We start from the raw sequence: 18,960 nt of genomic DNA on the forward strand, positions 1-18,960 counted from the left end.
ATGTAGTCCTACCAGCGGGGGTGGATGCTTTCGCGGAAGTAGTGGTCGTAGATCCTGTGGACGCCGGCGTCGAACCCGGCGTCGGCAGCCGTCCCTGCCGCCAAAGCATTTGCCGTGGCCTGCTCAACGTTGCGTGCACCGGGGATGACCGTGCTGACGCCGTCCTGTGCTGCGATCCAGGCGATGGCCGCCTGGGCCATGCTGGCACCGTCCGGCACCAGCTGCCCGAACTCAGCTGCGGCCTGGAGGCCTCGCTCGTAGTCCACACCGGAGAACGTCTCCCCGACGTCGAAGGCTGCACCGGAGCGGTTGTAGTTCCGGTGGTCGTTTTCCGCGAAGGAGGTGTCCTTGGAGTATCTGCCGGATAGCAGTCCCGAGACAAGCGGAACTCGGGCGATGATCCCTACTCCTGCGGCTTTCGCGGCAGGCAGCACCTCATCCAGCGGCTTGAGCCGGAAGGCATTGAGGATGATCTGGACTGTGGCCGTGCCCTTGTGGCGCATCGCTTCCAGAGCCTCATCGGTCCGCTCAACGCTGACCCCGTAGTTCCGGATGGCACCCTCGGCCACCAGCGTGTCCAGCGAGTCGTACACTTCAGCGTTGCTGTACACGGTGCTCGGCGGACAGTGCAACTGGACCAGGTCCAGGCAATCGGTTCCCAGGTATCGCCTCGAACGGTCCACCCACCGGCGGAAGTTAGCCAGATGGTAGTTCCCGGGCTGCTGCTCCATCCGGCGGCCCATTTTGGTGGCCACTGTGATGTCCAGCCCTGGATTGTTGGCCAGGAATGCTCCGATGGCCTGCTCGCTGCGGCCGTCACCGTAAACGTCAGCCGTGTCGAAGAAGGTCACTCCGGCTTCAGCGGAGGCACCCAGGATGGCCTGCGCCTGGGCCGGGTCCACGTTGCCCCAGTCCGCGCCAAGCTGCCAGGTCCCCAGTCCAACAATGGAGACGTTCCGTCCGGTTTTGCCCAATACGCGTTGTTCCACCCTCCGACTATATGACCTGTAGCGGCCGGAACTGGTAAACCGGCAGAAGCGCTCATCCCTGACTTTTCAGCCCCAGGTAGATCTTGTCGCGGGCAATCGGCAGCTCTGCGAACCGCACTCCGGTGGCGTTCCGGATGGCGTTGGCGAGCGCCGGCGCCACAGGGTTGAACGGGCTTTCGCTCATCGACTTCGCCCCCAGGGGCCCCGTGCTGTCGTTTGTGGACGCGAAGTACACCTCGCTCCGAGGCACGTCGGCGAAGGAGGGGATGTGGTACTGCCGCAGGATGTCCGTGGTGACCCGGCCGCCGTCATCCACCACCACCTCTTCATACAGCGCAGCGCCCAGCGCCTGGGCAATGCCGCCCTCGATCTGGCCCCGGCACTGCCGCGGGTTCACCACCACTCCGGCGTCGGCCGCCTGAACACTCTGCAGAATCCGCAGTTCGCCTGTGCCCGTATTGACGGCAACCCGGAAACCGTGGACGTTGAACGCCACGGATCTCGGGGTTCCGCCCCAGCGCCCTTCACTGGCGAGTTTGACGCCGGCCCGGCTGGCGGCGTCGTAAATTTCCGTGAGCGGCACCCTGGTTCCCTCGCAGACCACGGCGTCCTCCTCGAGGAAGCAACCGGAAGCCTCCACCCGGTGGATTCCCGCCGCGAACCCGCGGATCCGCACTGCAAGGTCCTCGGCCGCCGCCAGCGTGGCTTTGCCGGCCACCACCGTGCCGGCTGAGCCGAAGGCACCGGTGTCATGCTCGATCAGGTCTGTGTCGGACTGCCGGACGGCAATACGCCCCGCGGTGGTGGAAAGCGCCGTCGCCGCGAGCTGGGCGTGCACTGTGGTGGTGCCGTTGCCGAATTCGGCGGTCCCGACGTCGGCTGAGTACGTGCCGTCCGGAAGGAGCCGCAGCTTCGAATGGGCAAAGTGACCGCGCGGCGGGACGGTGTCAATCATGGAAAGCGCGGACCCCTCCCCGGTGACCCAGTCCGGACCAAGATCATCCAGCCCGGCGGCCCGGTAGCGTTCACGGCCCCGCTCGAGGGCATCTGCAACGAGCCGCGTGCACTGGTCCAGCCCGTAGCTGCCGTAGAGCACATCCTCCTCAGGTTCCGGGTGCGTGGACAGCATGTCATCGCCCTCGCGCACCATGTTGCGGCGGCGGAACTCCAGCGGGTCCATGCCGATCCCCACCGCAAGTTCATCGATGGCAGATTCGATCGCGAAGATCGTCTGGCCCAAGCCGTAGCCGCGGAATGCCCCGGACGGCACCGTGTTGGTGTAGACGGCCTGGGCGTCCACCTTCTTGTTGGCGCACTTGTACACACCCAGGGATTCGCCGCAGCCATGGAACATCACACCGGGCGCATGGTTTCCGTAGGCACCGGTGTTGGTGAGAACGTCCAGCTGCAGCGCGGTCAGCCGGCCGTCGCGGCTTGCACCCGCCTTGAGCTGGATGGTGAACGGATGCCGCGTAGTGCTGGCCGTGAACTGTTCGGTCCGGGTAAACTCCAGCTGCACGGGGCGCCGCAGTTTCAGCGCGGCGAGCGCCACGATGTCCTCGGCAAGCACCTCCTGTTTGCCGCCGAAGCCGCCACCAACCCGGCCTGCCACCACATGCACCCGATCCTCAGGAATTCCAAAGACCCGGCACAGGGTCCGGCGGACCAGGAACGGGACCTGGCTGGAGGTGCGGATCTGGAGCCGGCCGTCGTCGTCAATTGAGGCGATGGCCGCATGCGTCTCCAAAGCCACATGCTGCACGCGCTGGGTGCGGTACGTCTGCTCATGGATGAAGTCGGATTCGGCGAAGCCGGCAGCCACATTGCCCAGCTCGGAATGCAGCTCCGCCACAATGTTCTGTTCCGGCCGGGCAATCCGGGCCGTTACGGCATCTTTATCCCCGTGAAGCGCGGGAGCTCCGGGACGGATGGCGTCCTGCGGAGTGAACACGGCATCCAGCAGTTGGTACTTCACGTCCAAGGCGCGGACAGCCACTTCGGCAGCCCCCACTGATTCAGCCACGACGGCGGCGATGCGCTGCCCGATGAACCTCACCACGTCGTCAAGCACCCGGGTGTCGTCGGGATCATCCGTGTAAAGCTCGTGCTGGGCGGTCGAAAACAATTGCGCGGGCGCGTCCTCGTGCGTGAAGACGGCGACGACGCCCGGAACCTCGAGTGCGGCGGTCTTATCGATGGAGACGATCCGGGCATGGGCGTGAGGCGAGCGCAGGAGCTTGAGATGCAGCAGGCCCTCAAGTTCCTCGGCAGGAACGTCCAGCGTGTAGCGGGCAGTGCCTGTGACAACCGCGTGGCCGGCCGGGGCGGGCACATTGTCGCCGAGCTGCCCCGCAATGGGCGCTGCGGTGGCAGCGCCGGAAGGTGACGTACCGCCGTCGGGCTGATGGTTGTGGTTCCCGCAGACAGCGTCCGCGATGGAGCGGTAGCCGGTGCAGCGGCACAGATTGCCCTTGAGGCTGCGGGGCAGGTTTTCCTTCTGCGAATCGTCGAAGGTGGCAGCGGTCATCAGCATGCCGGCAGTACAGAAACCGCATTGGAATCCCTGGTTCTCAAGGAATTGCTGCTGTATCGGGTGGAGCGTTCCGCCGTCGGCCAGTCCTTCCACCGTGGTGACGGCGTGGCCTTCGGCGCGCACAGCCGGGTAGATGCAGCTGTGCACCGGGGTGCCGTCCACATGCACCGTGCAGGCGCCGCAGTCGCCGCCGTCGCAGCCCTTTTTGACGCCGAAGTTGCCCTGTTCGCGCAGAAAAGTGCGCAGGCACTGCCCGGGCCGGGGCTTGCTCTTAGTGGTGGTGCCGTTGATCTCGATCGCCATGCTCAGGCGCCTTTCAGCCATGACGATGTCTGCGGTGAAGGATGCTGCGGGGGCCAGAAGTCGCCGGAAACCCGCGCCGGCTCAGCGGTTGGGCTCCCGTCAGGCGAAGCCAGCTCCGCGCGGATTTCCTCGGCCAGCCGGTACGTCATGTCGCGCCGCCAGGCCGGGAGCCCGTGGATGTCGTTGTGGTAAAGCTCGTTCGGGATGGCCGAGTCCAGCGCCCCTGCCAGTGCGTGGCTGTCCGGAAGGGACTCGAAGCGCAGCTGAATCGGCCGTTTGGTCGCTGCGGTGACGGTGAGCGTCAGGGAACCGCCGGCGTCCAGCGTTCCAATCAGCAGGACACCGGATCTCCCCAGATTACTCAGGGACAGCCGGCGGAAAGCTACCCGTGTGGAGAGGGCCGACGCCGGGAGGCGGACACTGCGCAGCAGCTCGCCGGGTGCCAGGGCGTTCTGCCCGTCGCCGGTGATGAAATCAGCCACCGGCAGCTCGCGCCTGGAGCCGCCGGGGCCAAGCACCGTAGCCGCTCCGTCAAGTCCGGCGCAGAGGGAAATCATGGGCCCGGCCGGCAGTGAGGTGCACAGGTTGCCGCCCACGGTGGACATGTTCCAGACCTTGAAGGACGCCACAAAGGAGTCGCAGCACGGGCGGATAAGGTCCAGGCCGGGCCAGTTCTTGCCCGCCACGGCATGGCTCAGCGGCAGCGCGTGCAGCTCGGCGACGGTGCAGGTGGCGGCGAGTTCGATTCCGGCCTCAGACACGGTGATGGACGGCCACCCGGCGGAGCCCAGATCCAGCAGGCGCCTCAACGGATCCTTGCCAAAGGCATAGCTGCCGTAGGAGAAAAGGACCGTGCCGCCGGCGAGCCAGGCATCGCCGTCGCGCCATTCGCCCGGGTCCGTGGTGGGGACGACGGCCTCAATGGTGTTCATGTCCATAAAATCTCCTGGTGCGGGTTTCTTCGTGTTCGGCAGCCTAGCTGCGTCCTGCAGAGTGGTGAATGGGGCCGGAACCGTCCTTCAGCGGGGCGCAGGCAGGAGCCCTAGTCCCCGGGGCGCTGCTGCGGGCGGCGATCAGTTCCGCCGTGATGGAGACGGCAACTTCGGCGGGTGTGACGGCTCCCAGATCCAGTCCGATCGGCGAATGCAGGCGTGCCAGCTGCTCAGGGGCCGTGCCCGCTGCCAAGAGTGAGTCCACCCGCTGGCGGTGGCTGCGCCGGGAGCCCATGGCGCCGACAAAGGCGAGGTCCAGGCTCAGGGCCGTGTGAATTAGGGGGATATCAAATTTGGGGTCGTGGGTGAGGACGCACACCACGGTCCGGGCGTCCACCCGGCCGGCCGCTGCTTCTGCGGCCAGGTAGCGGTGCGGCCAATCAGTGACCACTTCGTCCGCAATGCCAAACCGCGACTGTCGGGCGAAGGCAGGCCGCGCGTCACACAGTGTTACGTGGTAGCCCAGCAACTTTGCGGCAGGAAGCAGCGCCGAGCCAAAATCGTTGGCGCCGAATACCAACATGCGGCCTGGCGGAAGCCTGCTTTCCACGAGTAGCGTGACGGGTTCTGCATGCGGCTGATTGGACACCGGAACCACGACATCCGGCACTCCCATGCCAAATACCCAGCTGGCGCAGCCATCCACAGGTGCGAGCCGCACCAGACCCGTGCGTCCGCCGCTCAGCAGAGGTTCAAGTTGCGCCGCCGCGGCGAGCATTGCCGATGAGTCCTGACGGATGCTGAGCCCCAGCAGTGCGGCCAGTTCGTGCGAACGTGCCGCGGAAAAGGCGGAAGGATCGGGGATGACGACGGCGCCTCCGCCGCGGGCGTCCACCCTCCGGATCAGCGCCAGCGCACCGCCCGGGGCATGCCCGGAAAAATGCTGCAGCTCGGTCAGCTTCAAGCCGCCAAGCTGCAGGCCGCCCGAACGTGAGTCCAGCGGCTGAATGTGGACTTCCAGCTCCCCTCCGCAGCTGAGCCCGACGGCGAATGCGTCCTCGGCGCTGTAGCCGAAAGACTCGAGGCGGGAGCCGCCGTCGTGCATGGCCTCCAACGCGGCCCCCACCACGGCGCCCTCAACACAGCCGCCGGACAGACTCCCCAGCACCTCGCCGGCCTCGGACACCAGCATGGAGGTGCCCAGCGGACGCGGAACGGAGCCGGTGGCGGAAACGATGGTGGCCACGGCGCACCGCTGCCCGGAAGCCGCCGGCGGCCAGTCATTCAGTGAAGGCATCAGGTCTAGCATGGCAACACATCCTTTTCCCGCGTGGCACAGGCTGCGGCTTCAGGCAGGCAGTCCGGCTGCCTTCAGCCGGCCTTCCAGTCCGAAGCCGGTGCGGTCCTGCACATATTCTCGTTCCTAATGTGAGCAGTGGGAAGGGTCAGCGGGGTGGCGCCCGCATCATATGGATTTCAGAGTGGCGGACCGGGGCAGGCTTCATCTTCCTGCCCCGGTCCTGAGCGGAACCGGACCCTGGCCGCCGCCCGCCGTCGTCGGTCTCTCCTATCAGGAAGTGCTGATCAGGAGCGTGCGACGCCGGCGGACGCTATTCGGCGCGGCCAGGGTTGCGGAACCGCGGTCTTATGCGCCCATCAGGGAATTGATGGGTCCCCGGGCGAAGTAGATGATGAATCCCACGGTGACCACCCACATGAGCGGATGGATCTTCTTCACCTTGCCGGAGGCAGCACCGATGATGGCCCAGGACACAAAGCCGACGCCGATGCCGTTGGCGATCGAATAGGTCAGCGGCATGGTGACGATGGTCAGGAAAGCCGGGAGCGCCACAGCGAACTTGGTGAACTTGATCTCGCGGATCTGTGCCATCATCATGGCGCCAACTACCACCAGTGCGGCGGCTGCCACTTCCAGCGGAACCACGCTGGTGAGCGGGGTCAGGAACATCGAACCCAGGAACAGCAGGCCCGTAACCACCGAAGCCAGGCCGGTGCGGGCGCCTTCGCCGATGCCGGCCGCGGAGTCGATGTACACCGTGTTGGAGGATCCCGAGGTGGCACCGCCCGCAATAGCCCCGAAGCCTTCAACGATGAAGGCCGATTTCAACCGCGGGAACGTACCGTCCTTGTGCGCCACGCCTGCGCTCTTGGCGAGCCCGGTCATGGTGCCCATGGCGTCGAAGAAGTTAGTGAACACCAGGGTGAAGACCAGCATGGTTGCGGCCAGTCCGCCGATTCGTCCGAAGGCTCCGAACATATCGAACTGACCCACCAGGCTGAGATCGGGCGCCGAAACCAACTGCCCGGAGAGCACCGGCGTATTCAGGTGCCAGCCGCCGGGGTTGGATTCACTGCCGGGGCCTATGTGCAGGACTGCCTCAACGACCGCGGCCAGCAGGGTGGTGGCCACAATGCCGATCAGCAGCCCGCCCTGGACCTTGCGGGCCACGAGGATGCCCATGGCAAGCAGACCCACAATAAACACCAGCGTGGGGATCGAGGTAATGGAACCGTCCGTGCCCAGCTGGACCGGCGGACCGCCCTTGGTGGCGCGGACAAAGCCGGAGTCCACAAAGCCGATGAAGGCGATGAACAGGCCGATGCCTACGGTGATGGCGGCCTTCAGTTCCCGGGGAACGGCCCGGAAGATGGCAGTCCGCGCCCCGGTGGCACCGAAGATGACGATCAGGATGCCGTTGATGACCACCAGGCCCATGGCTTCTGGCCAGGTGACTTCATGGATGACGGCCACGGCGAGGAAGGAGTTGATACCCAGCCCCGCCGCCAGGCCGAACGGAAGGTTGGCGATGAGCCCGAACAGGATGGTCATCACACCGGCGGTAAGTCCGGTAACAGCGCCCACCTGAGCGGCATTGAGCCAGCCGCCCGCGACGTCTGTGGGGGCCTTGTCCGCCGTGAAACCGCCCAGGATCAGCGGATTGAGGATGACGATGTAGGCCATGGTGAAGAATGTGACCAGGCCGCCACGGAATTCACGGGCCAAGGTGGAGCCGCGTTGGGTGATCTGGAAGAAGCGGTCCAGGAAAGCGTTGGTTACCGGAGGCTTGGCGTTCGAAGTGGATGCCCGGGCCTTTGCCCGCTTGAGCTGCGGTTCTCCGCTGTCCGGTGCGCCGAGCTGCTCGTCGATGATAGTCATGTCAGCCACCGGCCCTAGTAGTCAATCCTGGAGTCAAGCGTGTTCCAGGTGTTGAACGGTTCCAGGGGAGCGGGTGCCTGGGGATCGGCCAGCTCCAGCTTGGCTACCGACATCAATGCATCCTTGTTGTCGTTTTCGAAGAACTCGTAGAAGACGGCGTCATCGAAGCCCACTGAGGCGGCGTCGTGACGGTCTGCGGCGAAAACCACCCGGTCTATGCGGGCCCAGAGTGCGGAGGCCAGGCACATGGGGCATGGCTCGCAGCTGGTGTAGAGGATGGCTCCGCTGAGATCGAAAATGCCCAGCTCGCGGCAAGCGTTGCGGATGGCCGTGACCTCAGCATGAGCGGTGGGATCGTTGTCAGCGGTGACGCGATTGACGCCTTCGAAAGACTGACCGTCTGCAGTGACGATCACGGCGCCGAAAGGCCCGCCGCTGTTCAGGACGTTGGCAGTTGCCAACTGGATGGATCTGGCCAGAAAAGTTTCGGCCGTGACGATGGTACTCATTTGCGACTTCCTTTGCTGTGGAAGCCGGTACCCCGTTGCGGGACCAAAAGAACCAGTTGCGACGGTGACCAGGCTTCAGCATGTTCTGTGAAGGATATGTTGCGCCTGGTAGATAGCTTCCCGGGGTCCGGGTGCCCGCCTTTGGCAAGATCGAGACTAGCACCGGGATGTGGTGTGCGCCATAGTTTTCTGGAAATTAAATTTCGCAATGTGAAATCGATGCTTCTGAACTGTCACAATCGACAGGCTTTGACGGGCCACCGTGAACGACTTTACGCTGATGGCGACCAGACCCTTCCCGGGCGGTCACCTGGATCAGCAGACAGGGCATCACTGAGCTGGAACCTTCGACACCGTCAATCCACGGCACCACAGACAAGGAACCAGACATGGCCCCCACTCCCGCCCCCTCCGAATCCAGGCTCTTGATCAAGGCCCCCCTCGCCGCCTTCACGGCCAACACGCTGGACGCCTCAGGCGGCCTGGTGGTCAGCGGAGGGAAGATCGTAGAAGTACTCGCCGCAGGACAGCAGCCTTCAGCGCCCTGCCAAGAAACCTTCGACGCCGGCAACCACGTCCTGCTCCCCGGCCTGATCAACACACACCACCACTTCTACCAGACCCTCACCCGGGCCTGGGGCCCGGTAGCCAACGCGCCACTGTTCCTCTGGCTGCAGAAGCTGTATCCGGTGTGGGCCAGGCTCACACCGCGGGATTTGGAGCTGGCCACAACCGTGGCGCTCGCCGAACTCCTGCTCTCCGGCTGCACCACAGCCGCCGACCACCACTACCTCTTCCCGGGCGGCATGGAGAACGCCATCGACGTCGAAGTGGAGGCGGTCCGCAGGCTGGGCATGCGGGCCACCCTCACCCGCGGCTCCATGACATTGGGAGAGGACGACGGCGGCCTTCCGCCGCAGTCGACCGTCCAGTCACCTGAGGTGATTCTGGCGGACAGCGAAAGGCTGATCAACGAGTACCACGAGCGCGGCGACGGTGCCCGGATCCAGATCGCGCTGGCGCCATGCTCACCGTTTTCCGTGACTAAGGAAATCATGACCGAGAGCGCCCTGATGGCAGGGCGCCTGGACGTCCGGCTCCACACACACCTCGCCGAGACCCTGGACGAGGAGGATTTTTGCCGCGAGATGTTCGGGCTCCGCACCGTGGACTACCTCGACAGTGTGGGATGGCTGACAGACCGGACCTGGCTGGGCCACGGCATCCATTTCAGCGATGACGAGATCGCCCGGCTGGGTGCCGCGGGCACCGCCGTCGCGCATTGCCCCACGTCCAACATGCGGCTGGCATCCGGCACCGCGCGGGTCCTGGAGCTGGAAGACGCGGGGGTTCCGGTGGGGCTGGGAGTGGACGGCTCGGCGTCGAACGATGCCTCCAACATGATCCTCGAGGCGCGGCAGGCGCTGTACCTGCAGCGGCTGCGCTACGGCGCGCAGGTACCGGTGGAGCGGGCGCTCGGCTGGGCCACCCGCGGATCGGCCGCAGTCCTGGGGCGGCCCGACCTTGGCCAGCTGGCGCCGGGGATGCAGGCAGACCTCGCCCTGTTCACGTTGGATGAGCTGCGTTTCTCCGGCAGCCACGATCCCATTGCCGCGCTGCTCCTGTGCGCCGCCGACCGGGCAGACCGCGTGATGGTGGGCGGGCAATGGCGTGTGGTGGATGGGCAGATCCCCGGCCTGGACATTACCGGGCTAATCGCGGAGCACTCGGCAGCGGCACGCAGGCTTGTCAGCAGCTAGACGCGGCTACTGCTTCCCAGCCAGGGACATCGTAATGAGAACAATATTCAGCCCGACGATCAGGCAGGCACTGGCAGTTCCGGCGATCTTCAGGGCCAGCGAATCCACGTGGACGCCCATGACCTCGCGCGAACCCGTGAGGCGGATCAGCGGGATCAGCGCAAAGGGGATGCCGAAGCTGAGGAGCACCTGGCTGAGGACCAGCGCGAACGTCGGCTCGATCCCGGCCCCCAGCACCAGCAGGGCCGGAATCAGGGTGATGACGCGCCGCACCAGGAGCGGGATCTTGAGGTTGAGGAGTCCGCCCATGATGGTGGCTCCGGCGTAGCAGCCCACAGACGTCGAGGCCAGTCCGGATGCCAGCAGGCCTATGCCGAAGACCACTCCCACCACCGGGCCAAGGGCCGAGGTGATCGCGGCGTGGGCGCCGGCGATGGTGTCGGTGCCCTCCACACCCCGCAGGCTCGAAGCTGCCAGCAGCAGCATGGAAATGTTCACCAGGCCTGCGACCACAAGGGCTCCGATGACGTCCCACCGGGTGATACGGATCAGCCGGGTCCTGACGGCTTCGCTGGACGAATAACCGTGCCGGTCGCGGGCCAGTGCGGAGTGAAGATAGATGGCGTGGGGCATCACGGTTGCACCCAGCATGCTGGCGGCAAGCAGGACTGTATCCACACCGTCGAATCTTGGAACGAGACCGCCCAGTACGTCGCCCGGGGCAGGCAGGTTTACCATCATGCCCGTCACGAAACCAACAGCGATGACCGCCAGAAGAACGATAATGGCATTTTCAAAGGTCCGCTGGCTCCGGCGGGACTGCAGGACCAGCAGCAGCATCGAGGCGACCCCGATCACAAAACCGCCAGCCAAAAGTGGCAGTCCGAAGAGCAAATTCAGGGCAACGGCGCCACCAATGACCTCGGCCATGTCTGTGGCTGCAGCCACGAGTTCAGCCTGTGCCCAATAGAACCGGCGGGGAGTGGCCTTCAGGCTCTTGCCGAGAAACTCCGGCAGGCTTTGGCCGGTGGCCAGGCCGAGCTTGGCCGACTGGTACTGCACTATCACTGCCATCAGGTTGGCAACAACCAGTACCCACACCAGCAGGAAGCCGTACTGCGAACCGGCTGTCAGGTTTGCCGCGACGTTTCCCGGATCCACATAGGCAATGGAGGCGACGAAGGCCGGCCCGAGCAGAAAGAACCGGGACATGCGGCGTCCACGCAGTGCGCGGGTCTGGACATCCACGGCCACAGCAATCCCCTCGGTAATTTCAGCATGTCTGCCAGCGGCACATCGGCAGATTTTTACGGTACACCGAAATTAAGTATGCAGGCAAAGCTTATTACATGGGGGCGGTGGTCAGGAGTCCTTCTAGGAGAGCAGCCAGCCAACTACCGGCAGACGGTGCATCCAGCGCGAGAACGGCCCGGGCTCCTGGCCACGGTCGGCCGGAATATAGAAATCCGGATCCGTCCCTCCGGTGGGGAGGTAGAACTCCGGGACGACTGCGGCGGCCTTGACTGCCGTGACGTTGTCCTTATCCATCGGGTACATCTGTTCCTCCTCGTCGCGATCTGCGCGGATATTTTCCGACTTTTCATAATGTGGAAAGTAAATATTGTTATGCGGAAATCTTAGGACGGATGCCGCCGCGGCGTCAAGGTCTGGCTCAAGGGCTGGACCGAAGACTGGACCGAAGGTGCCAGCCGGCGCGGATCCACGCGCGCATCCCGGGACGGTCACAATCGAAATTTTCAGATTGTGATGTACACCACGGCAATGTGGCGCTACGCTTTAACACAGTTCGTGGCCCAGGTCACGTAACCTGAGAGCAGCAGGCAGGGTCGTAATGAGCTGACATCAATCGATGTCGGCTCATTTTTTTTGGGTCGACAGTTCACGAAACGCGTGGGAAACACACGCTTAATTTCACTGTGGAACCTTGGTTCCACTTACGGAAGTTGGGAACTGACCATGAGCAACAACATCGTCCTCGGCGCTAACCAGTACGGCAAAGCCGAAGTCCGCGTCGTCAAGATCACCAGGGACACCGACCGCCACGAGATCGAAGACCTGAACGTCACCTCGCAGCTGCGCGGGGATTTCACCGCAGCCCACCTCGAAGGCGACAACGCCCACGTGGTGGCCACGGACACCCAGAAGAACACCGTGTACGCCTTCGCCCGCGAAGGAATCGGATCCCCTGAGGCCTTCCTGCTGCGTCTCGGCGAGCACTTCACGTCCAGTTTTGACTGGGTGACCGGCGGCCGCTGGGAAGCCGAGTCCTACAGCTGGGACCGCATCCAGGCCCACGGCAGCGCTCACAACCACTCCTTTGTGCGCAACGGCCAGGAAATCCGCACTGCGGTGGTGGTCCGCGACGGCGCTGCCACCCACGTCATCTCCGGGCTCACCGACCTTACGGTGTTGAAGTCGACGGAGTCTGGCTTCGTCGGTTACCCGAAGGAGAAATACACCACCCTCCCGGAGACCACCGACCGGATCCTCGCCACCGAGGTTACCGCCCGCTGGCGCTTCAACGCCGGCACTGATTTCAGCACACTTGATTTCAACAAGAGCTACGACGATGTCAAGGGCCTCCTGCTCGAAGGCTTCACCGAGAACTACTCCCATGCACTCCAGCAGACCCTGTTCGACATGGGGACCAAGGTTCTGGAAGCCCACAGCGAGATCGACGAGATCAAGTTCTCCATGCCCAACAAGCACCACTTCCTGGTGGACCTCTCGCCGTTCGGCCTCGACAACCCCAACGAGGTCTTCTTCGCCGCCGACCGCCCGTACGGCCTGATCGAGGCCACCGTCCAGCGCGACGACGCCGCCCCGGCAGACCTCGCATGGTCCGGCATCGCGGGCTTCTGCTAAAGCGATTCACACTGCTCCGCCCGGAGTTTCGGTACACACCGTGCCAGAAGCTCCGGGTGGGGGCCCCACTTCACGAACCTCTTCACCAGCAAATTGTTAGCCAGACACTGTTAGCCAGACGAAGGCGTCTGCCATGAACCAAGAAAGTCTGCCATGAACACTAAGAAGAAATCCCCCACCGCCGGGGCCAAGTCCAGCCGTCAGCCGTCCACCCGCCCCGAAGACCAGCGCCTCTCCATCGGCAGCAGCTTCGCGTACGGTTTCCAGCACGTCCTCACTATGTACGGCGGCATCATCGCCCCGCCGCTGATCATCGGCGCCGCCGCCGGTATGTCCTCCCAGGACATCGGCCTGCTGATCGCTGCCTGCCTCTTTGTGGGCGGACTCGCCACCATCCTCCAGACGGTTGGCATCCCCTTCTTCGGCTCCAAACTGCCGCTGGTCCAGGGCGTGTCCTTTGCCGGCGTCTCCACCATGGTGGCAATCGTCCACGGTGGCGGCGGCATCCAGTCGGTCTTCGGCTCGGTGATCATTGCCTCGCTGATCGGCCTGGCCATCACCCCGCTCTTTTCCAGGATCATCAGGTTCTTCCCGCCCGTTGTCACCGGTACGGTGATCACCACGATCGGCCTGACCCTTATGCCAGTGGCTGCCAACTGGGCCATGGGCGGCAACAGCAAGGCACCGAACTACGGCAGCATGGCCAACATCGGACTGGCCGCGGCCACCATGGGAATCGTGTTGCTGCTCAGCAAGGTTGGCAACGCTGCCATCTCCCGGCTGTCCATCCTGCTTGCCATGGTGGTGGGCACGGTCATCGCCTTCGTCACTGGAATGGCGGACTTCTCCAAGGTGGGCCAGGGTGACATCGTGGCCTTCCCCACACCCTTTGCCTTCGGCCCGCCCACCTTCCACATCGCGGCCATTATCTCCATGCTGATCGTCATCCTGGTCACGCTTACCGAAACCTCGGCGGACATCATTGCCGTGGGCGAAATCGTGGGCACCAAGGTGGATTCCAAGCGGATCGGCGACGGCCTGCGGGCAGACATGCTTTCCAGCGCGATCTCGCCGATCTTCGGTTCCTTCACCCAGAGCGCCTTCGCCCAGAATGTTGGCCTCGTTGCCATCACCGGGATCAAGAGCCGCTTTGTGGTCAGCGCCGGCGGCCTCATTTTGGTGGTGCTGGGTCTGCTGCCGGTACTCGGCCGGGTGGTCGCAGCGGTGCCGACTCCCGTCCTGGGAGGCGCCGGCGTCGTACTTTTCGGAACGGTGGCCGCGAGCGGCATCCGGACGCTGTCCAAGGTGGAATACCGGAACAATATGAACCTGATCATTGTGGCGGCGTCAATCGGCTTCGGCATGATTCCGATTGCGGCCCCCACGTTCTACGACCAGTTCCCGTCCTGGTTCGGCACCATCTTCCACTCGGGTATCAGCTCGGCCGCAGTGATGGCCATCCTGCTGAACCTGTTGTTCAACCACCTCAAGGCCGGTAACTCGGAGAACCAGTCCGTGTTTGTGGCCGGCACCGGGCGTGTGATCCGCGAGGAGGATATTGCCTGCCTCGCGCATGGCGACCGGTTCGAGGACGGCAAACTGATCGACTGCGACGGCAAGGAAGTCCCGGTCCAATCAGTCAGCAAGTCTCCCGAACACTAGAGCGTCCGCCGAAGTGACAGTTGAGGCCCATGTTTTCCAAAACATGGGCCTCAACTGTCCCCTCGCGGGGGCGGGGCGTGGGTGGGCGAGGGATTTGACCCGCCGCGGGCAAGGAATCTAGTTCTGGTTGAGCTCGTCCGAGATCGCCTGGGCGGCCGCCCGCAACAGCGGCACGGCGCGGTCAGCAAAGGACTGGTCCACGCGGGACACCGGCCCGGACACGGAAATGGCCGTCGGTGTGGGCGCGTTGGGCACAGCCATGGCGAAGCAGCGGACGCCGAGCTCCTGCTCTTCCTCGTCAATGGAGTAGCCGCGTTCGCGGATCAGGTTCAGGTCTGCCAGGAGCGAATCAATATCCCCGATGCTCTTCGACGTCGGTGTAGGCATGCCGCTGCGGGCCACGATCCCGCGCACCACTTCGTCATCCAGCTGGGCCAGGATCGCTTTGCCGACGCCGGTGTCGTGCGTATGGGCGCGGCGGCCCACTTCGGTGAACATGCGCATGGAGTGCAGGGACGGCACCTGGGCCACGTAAATGACCATGTCGGAGTCGAGCACAGCCATGTTGGACGTCTCGCCCAGCCGGTCCACGAGGGACTTGAGCTGCGGCCGCGCCAGGGCACCGAGCTGCTTGCTGGCACCTTCGCCGAGCCGGATCAGCCGGGGGCCCAGCGCATACCGGCGGTTCGGCAGCTGGCGGATGTAGCCCAGCGTGACCAGCGTCCGGAGCAGCCGGTGGATGGTGGGAAGCGGCAGATCCGTGGAGGACGACAGCTCACTGAGCGTGACGTCTCCACCGGCGTCTGTGATGAGTTCGAGCAGTTCGAAGACGCGCTCAACGGACTGCACACCTCCGGAGGCTTTTTCCGACATTCCTTTGGCTCCCATGGCTCAGATTCCGACAACTCTTATCCGCATCGTGAAAAGAAATTGCTTTGAAGACCTAACATACAGCACCGCCAGCCACTGGTCGATGGACACGGCGGGCTTGTATTTCCACAAAGTAGATAATAATATCCATAATACGAAAACATTTCGAAACGAGAGCCGGCCCGGAGACAGGGCCCTAACAGGAGGACATTCAATGGCGAACCCGAGCCCCGGAAATTCGATCACCTTGCGCGTGGCAGCACCGTCCAGCTTTAGCGCTACCAGCGAGCTTGCCGCTGCGGTCGGAGCTGCCGGCGCCGCGATCACCGCACTGGACGTCACTGAGTCCCACCACGAGACCCTGGTTGTTGACGTCACCTGCAACACCACCGACGACGATCACGCCAACCGCGTCAAGGATGCGCTCAACGCGCTCGACGGCGTCACTGTCCAGCACGTTTCGGACCGCACCTTCCTGATGCACCTCGGCGGCAAGCTCGAAGTCGTCCCGAAGGTAGCCCTGCGCAACCGCGACGATCTCTCCCGTGCCTACACTCCCGGCGTCGCCCGTGTTTGCCTGGCCATCGCTGAGGATCCTGCAGCTGCCCGCAACCTGACCGTCAAGCGGAACACCATCGCCGTTGTCACTGACGGGTCAGCGGTGCTGGGGCTGGGCAACATCGGCCCGGCAGCCGCGCTGCCTGTGATGGAAGGCAAGGCGGCCCTGTTCAAGCAGTTCGCGAACGTTGATGCCTGGCCCGTCTGCCTGGATACCCAGGACACCGAGGAAATCATCATGATCGTCAAGGCACTGGCCCCGGTCTATGGCGGCGTCAACCTCGAAGACATCGCCGCGCCGCGCTGCTTCGAAATCGAGAACCGCCTGCGTGCGGAACTGGACATCCCCGTGTTCCACGATGACCAGCACGGCACTGCGATCGTCACCCTCGCGGCGCTGACCAACGCCCTTCGCGTGGTGGACAAGAAGCTCCCCGAGGTCCGCATTGTTGTTTCCGGCGTGGGCGCGGCCGGTTCTGCCATCATCCAGCTGCTCAAGGCCCAGGGCGCGCAGCACATCGTGGCAGCAGGCCGCTCCGGTGCCATCCACGCCGGCGGGGAATACAGCGATGAACACCGCGGCTGGATCGCTGCGAACACCAATGAAGAGGGCTTCTCCGGCACCCTCCACGAAGCGCTCAAGGGCGCGGACGTGTTCATCGGCGTCAGCGCCCCGCACGTGATCGGCGAGGAGCAGGTTGCGTCCATGGCTGAGAACGCGATCGTCTTTGCCATGGCCAACCCGACGCCGGAAATCGACCCCGTCATCGCCGCAAAGTACGCGACCGTTGTAGCCACCGGCCGCAGCGATTTCCCTAACCAGATCAACAACGTGCTGGCTTTCCCGGGCTTCTTCCGCGGACTGCTGGACGCCGGCGCATCGGACATCATTCCGGAGATGCTGGTGGCCGCCGCCGAGGCAATTGCCAACCGGGTGGCTGACGATGAGCTCAATGCCAGTTACATTATCCCCAGCGTCTTTGACCCGCACGTTGCCGCCGATGTCGCGTCCGCTGTTGCAGCCGCCGCCCACGCGGCAACGGCTTCTTCGGCAACGGCTTCCGCGAACGCAGGCAGCACGGCAACCGCAGACGCCGCCTTCGCCACCGCCTGACCCACGCCCGCAGTCCGCAGTCCACAGCCCGCAGTCCAGGAAAGGACCAACCATGGCTATCACAGTCACAGACCCCCGGCCGATCGCCAGAGCAGAGGAGATTCTGACCCCGAAGGCACTGGCGTTTGTGGAGGAGCTCCACAAACGATTCGCCGGGACGCGCAACGAGCTCCTCAAGGCGCGCGGCGTCAAACGTCAGCGCGTGGCCGAAACAGGCACGCTGGATTTCCTGCCGGAGACCCAGGACGTGCGCGACGGCGACTGGAAGGTTGCGCCGGCGCCGGCAGCCTTGCAGGACCGCCGGGTGGAAATGACCGGCCCCGCCTCGCCCGCCAAGATGGCCATCAACGCGCTGAACTCCGGCGCCAAGGTGTGGCTCGCCGATCTCGAAGACGCCAGCACGCCCACGTGGCCCAATGTCATGGATGCCATCCTGAATCTCCGTGACGCCGCCACCGGATCGCTGAGCTACACCTCGCCCGAGGGCAGGGAATACACCCTTCGCACCGATGAACCGCTGGCTGTTGTGGTGGCCCGCCCCCGTGGCTGGCACATGCCGGAAAAGCACCTGCTGATCGACGGCGAACCCACCGTCGGCGCCCTGGTGGACTTCGGCCTGCATTTCTACCACACCGCCAAGCAGCTGATCATGAACGGCCAGGGCCCGTACTATTACCTGCCGAAGATGGAGAGCCACCTCGAGGCACGCCTCTGGAACGAGGTTTTCGTCTACGCGCAGGATTTCCTTGGCCTGGGGCAGGGCGCCATCCGCGCCACGGTGCTGATCGAAACCATTCCGGCTGCGTTCGAAATGGACGAGATCCTCTACGAGCTCCGCGACCACGCCGCCGGCCTGAATGCCGGCCGTTGGGATTACCTGTTCAGCATCATCAAGTACTTCCGCGATGCCGGCGAGGAGTTTGTCCTGCCGGACCGTGCCACGGTTGCCATGACGGCGCCGTTCATGCGCGCCTACACGGAGCTGCTGGTCAAGACCTGCCACCGCCGCGGTGCCTTTGCGATGGGCGGCATGGCCGCCGTCATCCCGAATAAGCGCCACCCCGAGGTTACGGCGGCTGCTTTCGCGAAGGTCCGGGCAGATAAGACCCGCGAGGCCAACGACGGCTTCGACGGGTCCTGGGTGGCACATCCGGATCTGGTCTCCACCTGCCGCGAAGTGTTCGACGCCGTGCTGGGCGATCCGGAAAAGGGCGGCCGCCCGAACCAGCTGGACAAGCAGCGCCCGGAAGTCGATGTCACCGCACGGCAGCTGCTGGATATTGCCTCCGCACAGGGCCAGGTCACCGAAGGCGGACTGCGCCTGAACCTGTATGTCGCCGTCGCCTATACTGCCGTGTGGCTGTCAGGAAATGGCGCGGTGGCCATCCACAACCTCATGGAGGATGCCGCCACGGCGGAAATCTCACGCTCCCAGGTGTGGCAGCAGATCCGCAACAAGTCGGTGCTGGCTGATACGGGAAATACCGTGACCCGCGAGCTGGTGGAGAAGATCCTGGGTGAGGAGACGGATCGCCTGCGGGTGGAGGTCGGTGATGAGGCATTCCGGCTTTACTACGGACCGGCCAGCGCCCTGATCGCGGATATCTGCCTCTCCGAGGACTACACGGATTTCCTCACCACCCCGGCCTACGAACTGGTGGGCTGA

At 64.4% G+C, this 18,960-nt stretch carries 14 protein-coding genes; 5 read left to right on the forward strand and 9 right to left on the reverse strand.

Annotated elements, in window-relative coordinates:
• Window positions 1-8 precede the first annotated feature (8 nt).
• The 6 genes from ACQCST_RS17420 to ACQCST_RS17445 form a co-directional block, all read right to left on the reverse strand.
• Complete coding sequence (locus ACQCST_RS17420) at window positions 9-989, reverse strand: aldo/keto reductase (protein ID WP_426996970.1); 981 nt, start codon at window positions 987-989, stop codon at window positions 9-11.
• 52 nt (window positions 990-1,041) lie between these two features.
• Window positions 1,042-3,825 carry a molybdopterin-dependent oxidoreductase gene (locus ACQCST_RS17425; RefSeq protein WP_426999212.1) on the reverse strand — a complete coding sequence of 928 codons (2,784 nt, stop codon included), beginning with the start codon at window positions 3,823-3,825 and terminating at the stop codon, window positions 1,042-1,044.
• Between the two features lie 2 nt (window positions 3,826-3,827).
• Window positions 3,828-4,763, reverse strand: a complete 936-nt coding sequence (locus tag ACQCST_RS17430; RefSeq protein ID WP_426996971.1) for an FAD binding domain-containing protein — start codon at window positions 4,761-4,763, stop codon at window positions 3,828-3,830.
• 37 nt (window positions 4,764-4,800) lie between these two features.
• Complete coding sequence (locus ACQCST_RS17435) at window positions 4,801-6,066, reverse strand: XdhC family protein (protein ID WP_426996972.1); 1,266 nt, start codon at window positions 6,064-6,066, stop codon at window positions 4,801-4,803.
• 336 nt (window positions 6,067-6,402) lie between these two features.
• Complete coding sequence (locus ACQCST_RS17440) at window positions 6,403-7,935, reverse strand: NCS2 family permease (RefSeq protein WP_426996973.1); 1,533 nt, start codon at window positions 7,933-7,935, stop codon at window positions 6,403-6,405.
• Between the two features lie 14 nt (window positions 7,936-7,949).
• The gene (locus ACQCST_RS17445) at window positions 7,950-8,444 is read right to left on the reverse strand and encodes a nucleoside deaminase (RefSeq protein ID WP_426996974.1); all 495 of its coding nucleotides are present in this window, start codon (window positions 8,442-8,444) and stop codon (window positions 7,950-7,952) included.
• Between the two features lie 389 nt (window positions 8,445-8,833).
• Between ACQCST_RS17445 and ACQCST_RS17450 the strand changes: the two genes are divergently transcribed.
• Window positions 8,834-10,204 carry an 8-oxoguanine deaminase gene (locus ACQCST_RS17450; protein WP_426996975.1) on the forward strand — a complete coding sequence of 457 codons (1,371 nt, stop codon included), beginning with the start codon at window positions 8,834-8,836 and terminating at the stop codon, window positions 10,202-10,204.
• A gap of 6 nt (window positions 10,205-10,210) precedes the next feature.
• Here ACQCST_RS17450 and ACQCST_RS17455 read toward each other — a convergent pair whose 3' ends face one another.
• Window positions 10,211-11,458: an Nramp family divalent metal transporter gene (locus ACQCST_RS17455; RefSeq protein WP_426996976.1), complete on the reverse strand. Its 1,248-nt coding sequence runs from the start codon at window positions 11,456-11,458 to the stop codon at window positions 10,211-10,213.
• A 120-nt stretch (window positions 11,459-11,578) separates the two neighbouring features.
• On the reverse strand, window positions 11,579-11,761 hold the full coding sequence (locus tag ACQCST_RS17460; RefSeq protein WP_426996977.1) for a hypothetical protein: 183 nt from the start codon (window positions 11,759-11,761) through the stop codon (window positions 11,579-11,581).
• Between the two features lie 420 nt (window positions 11,762-12,181).
• Here ACQCST_RS17460 and pucL point away from each other — a divergent pair, with 420 nt between their 5' ends.
• Window positions 12,182-13,090, forward strand: coding sequence for a factor-independent urate hydroxylase (gene pucL, locus ACQCST_RS17465; protein WP_426996978.1), 909 nt, complete (start codon window positions 12,182-12,184; stop codon window positions 13,088-13,090).
• Between the two features lie 153 nt (window positions 13,091-13,243).
• Window positions 13,244-14,752, forward strand: coding sequence for a nucleobase:cation symporter-2 family protein (locus ACQCST_RS17470; RefSeq protein ID WP_426996979.1), 1,509 nt, complete (start codon window positions 13,244-13,246; stop codon window positions 14,750-14,752).
• A gap of 117 nt (window positions 14,753-14,869) precedes the next feature.
• Here ACQCST_RS17470 and ACQCST_RS17475 read toward each other — a convergent pair whose 3' ends face one another.
• Complete coding sequence (locus tag ACQCST_RS17475) at window positions 14,870-15,625, reverse strand: IclR family transcriptional regulator (RefSeq protein ID WP_426996980.1); 756 nt, start codon at window positions 15,623-15,625, stop codon at window positions 14,870-14,872.
• Window positions 15,626-15,836: 211 nt separating this feature from the next.
• On the opposite strand from ACQCST_RS17475, the gene ACQCST_RS17480 reads away from it, so the two are divergent.
• Complete coding sequence (locus ACQCST_RS17480) at window positions 15,837-17,294, forward strand: NAD-dependent malic enzyme (RefSeq protein ID WP_426996981.1); 1,458 nt, start codon at window positions 15,837-15,839, stop codon at window positions 17,292-17,294.
• Window positions 17,295-17,346: 52 nt separating this feature from the next.
• Window positions 17,347-18,960, forward strand: coding sequence for a malate synthase A (gene aceB, locus ACQCST_RS17485; RefSeq protein ID WP_426996982.1), 1,614 nt, complete (start codon window positions 17,347-17,349; stop codon window positions 18,958-18,960).

The sequence above is a fragment of the Pseudarthrobacter sp. N5 genome (assembly GCF_050157035.1).
GTDB lineage: Bacteria > Actinomycetota > Actinomycetes > Actinomycetales > Micrococcaceae > Arthrobacter.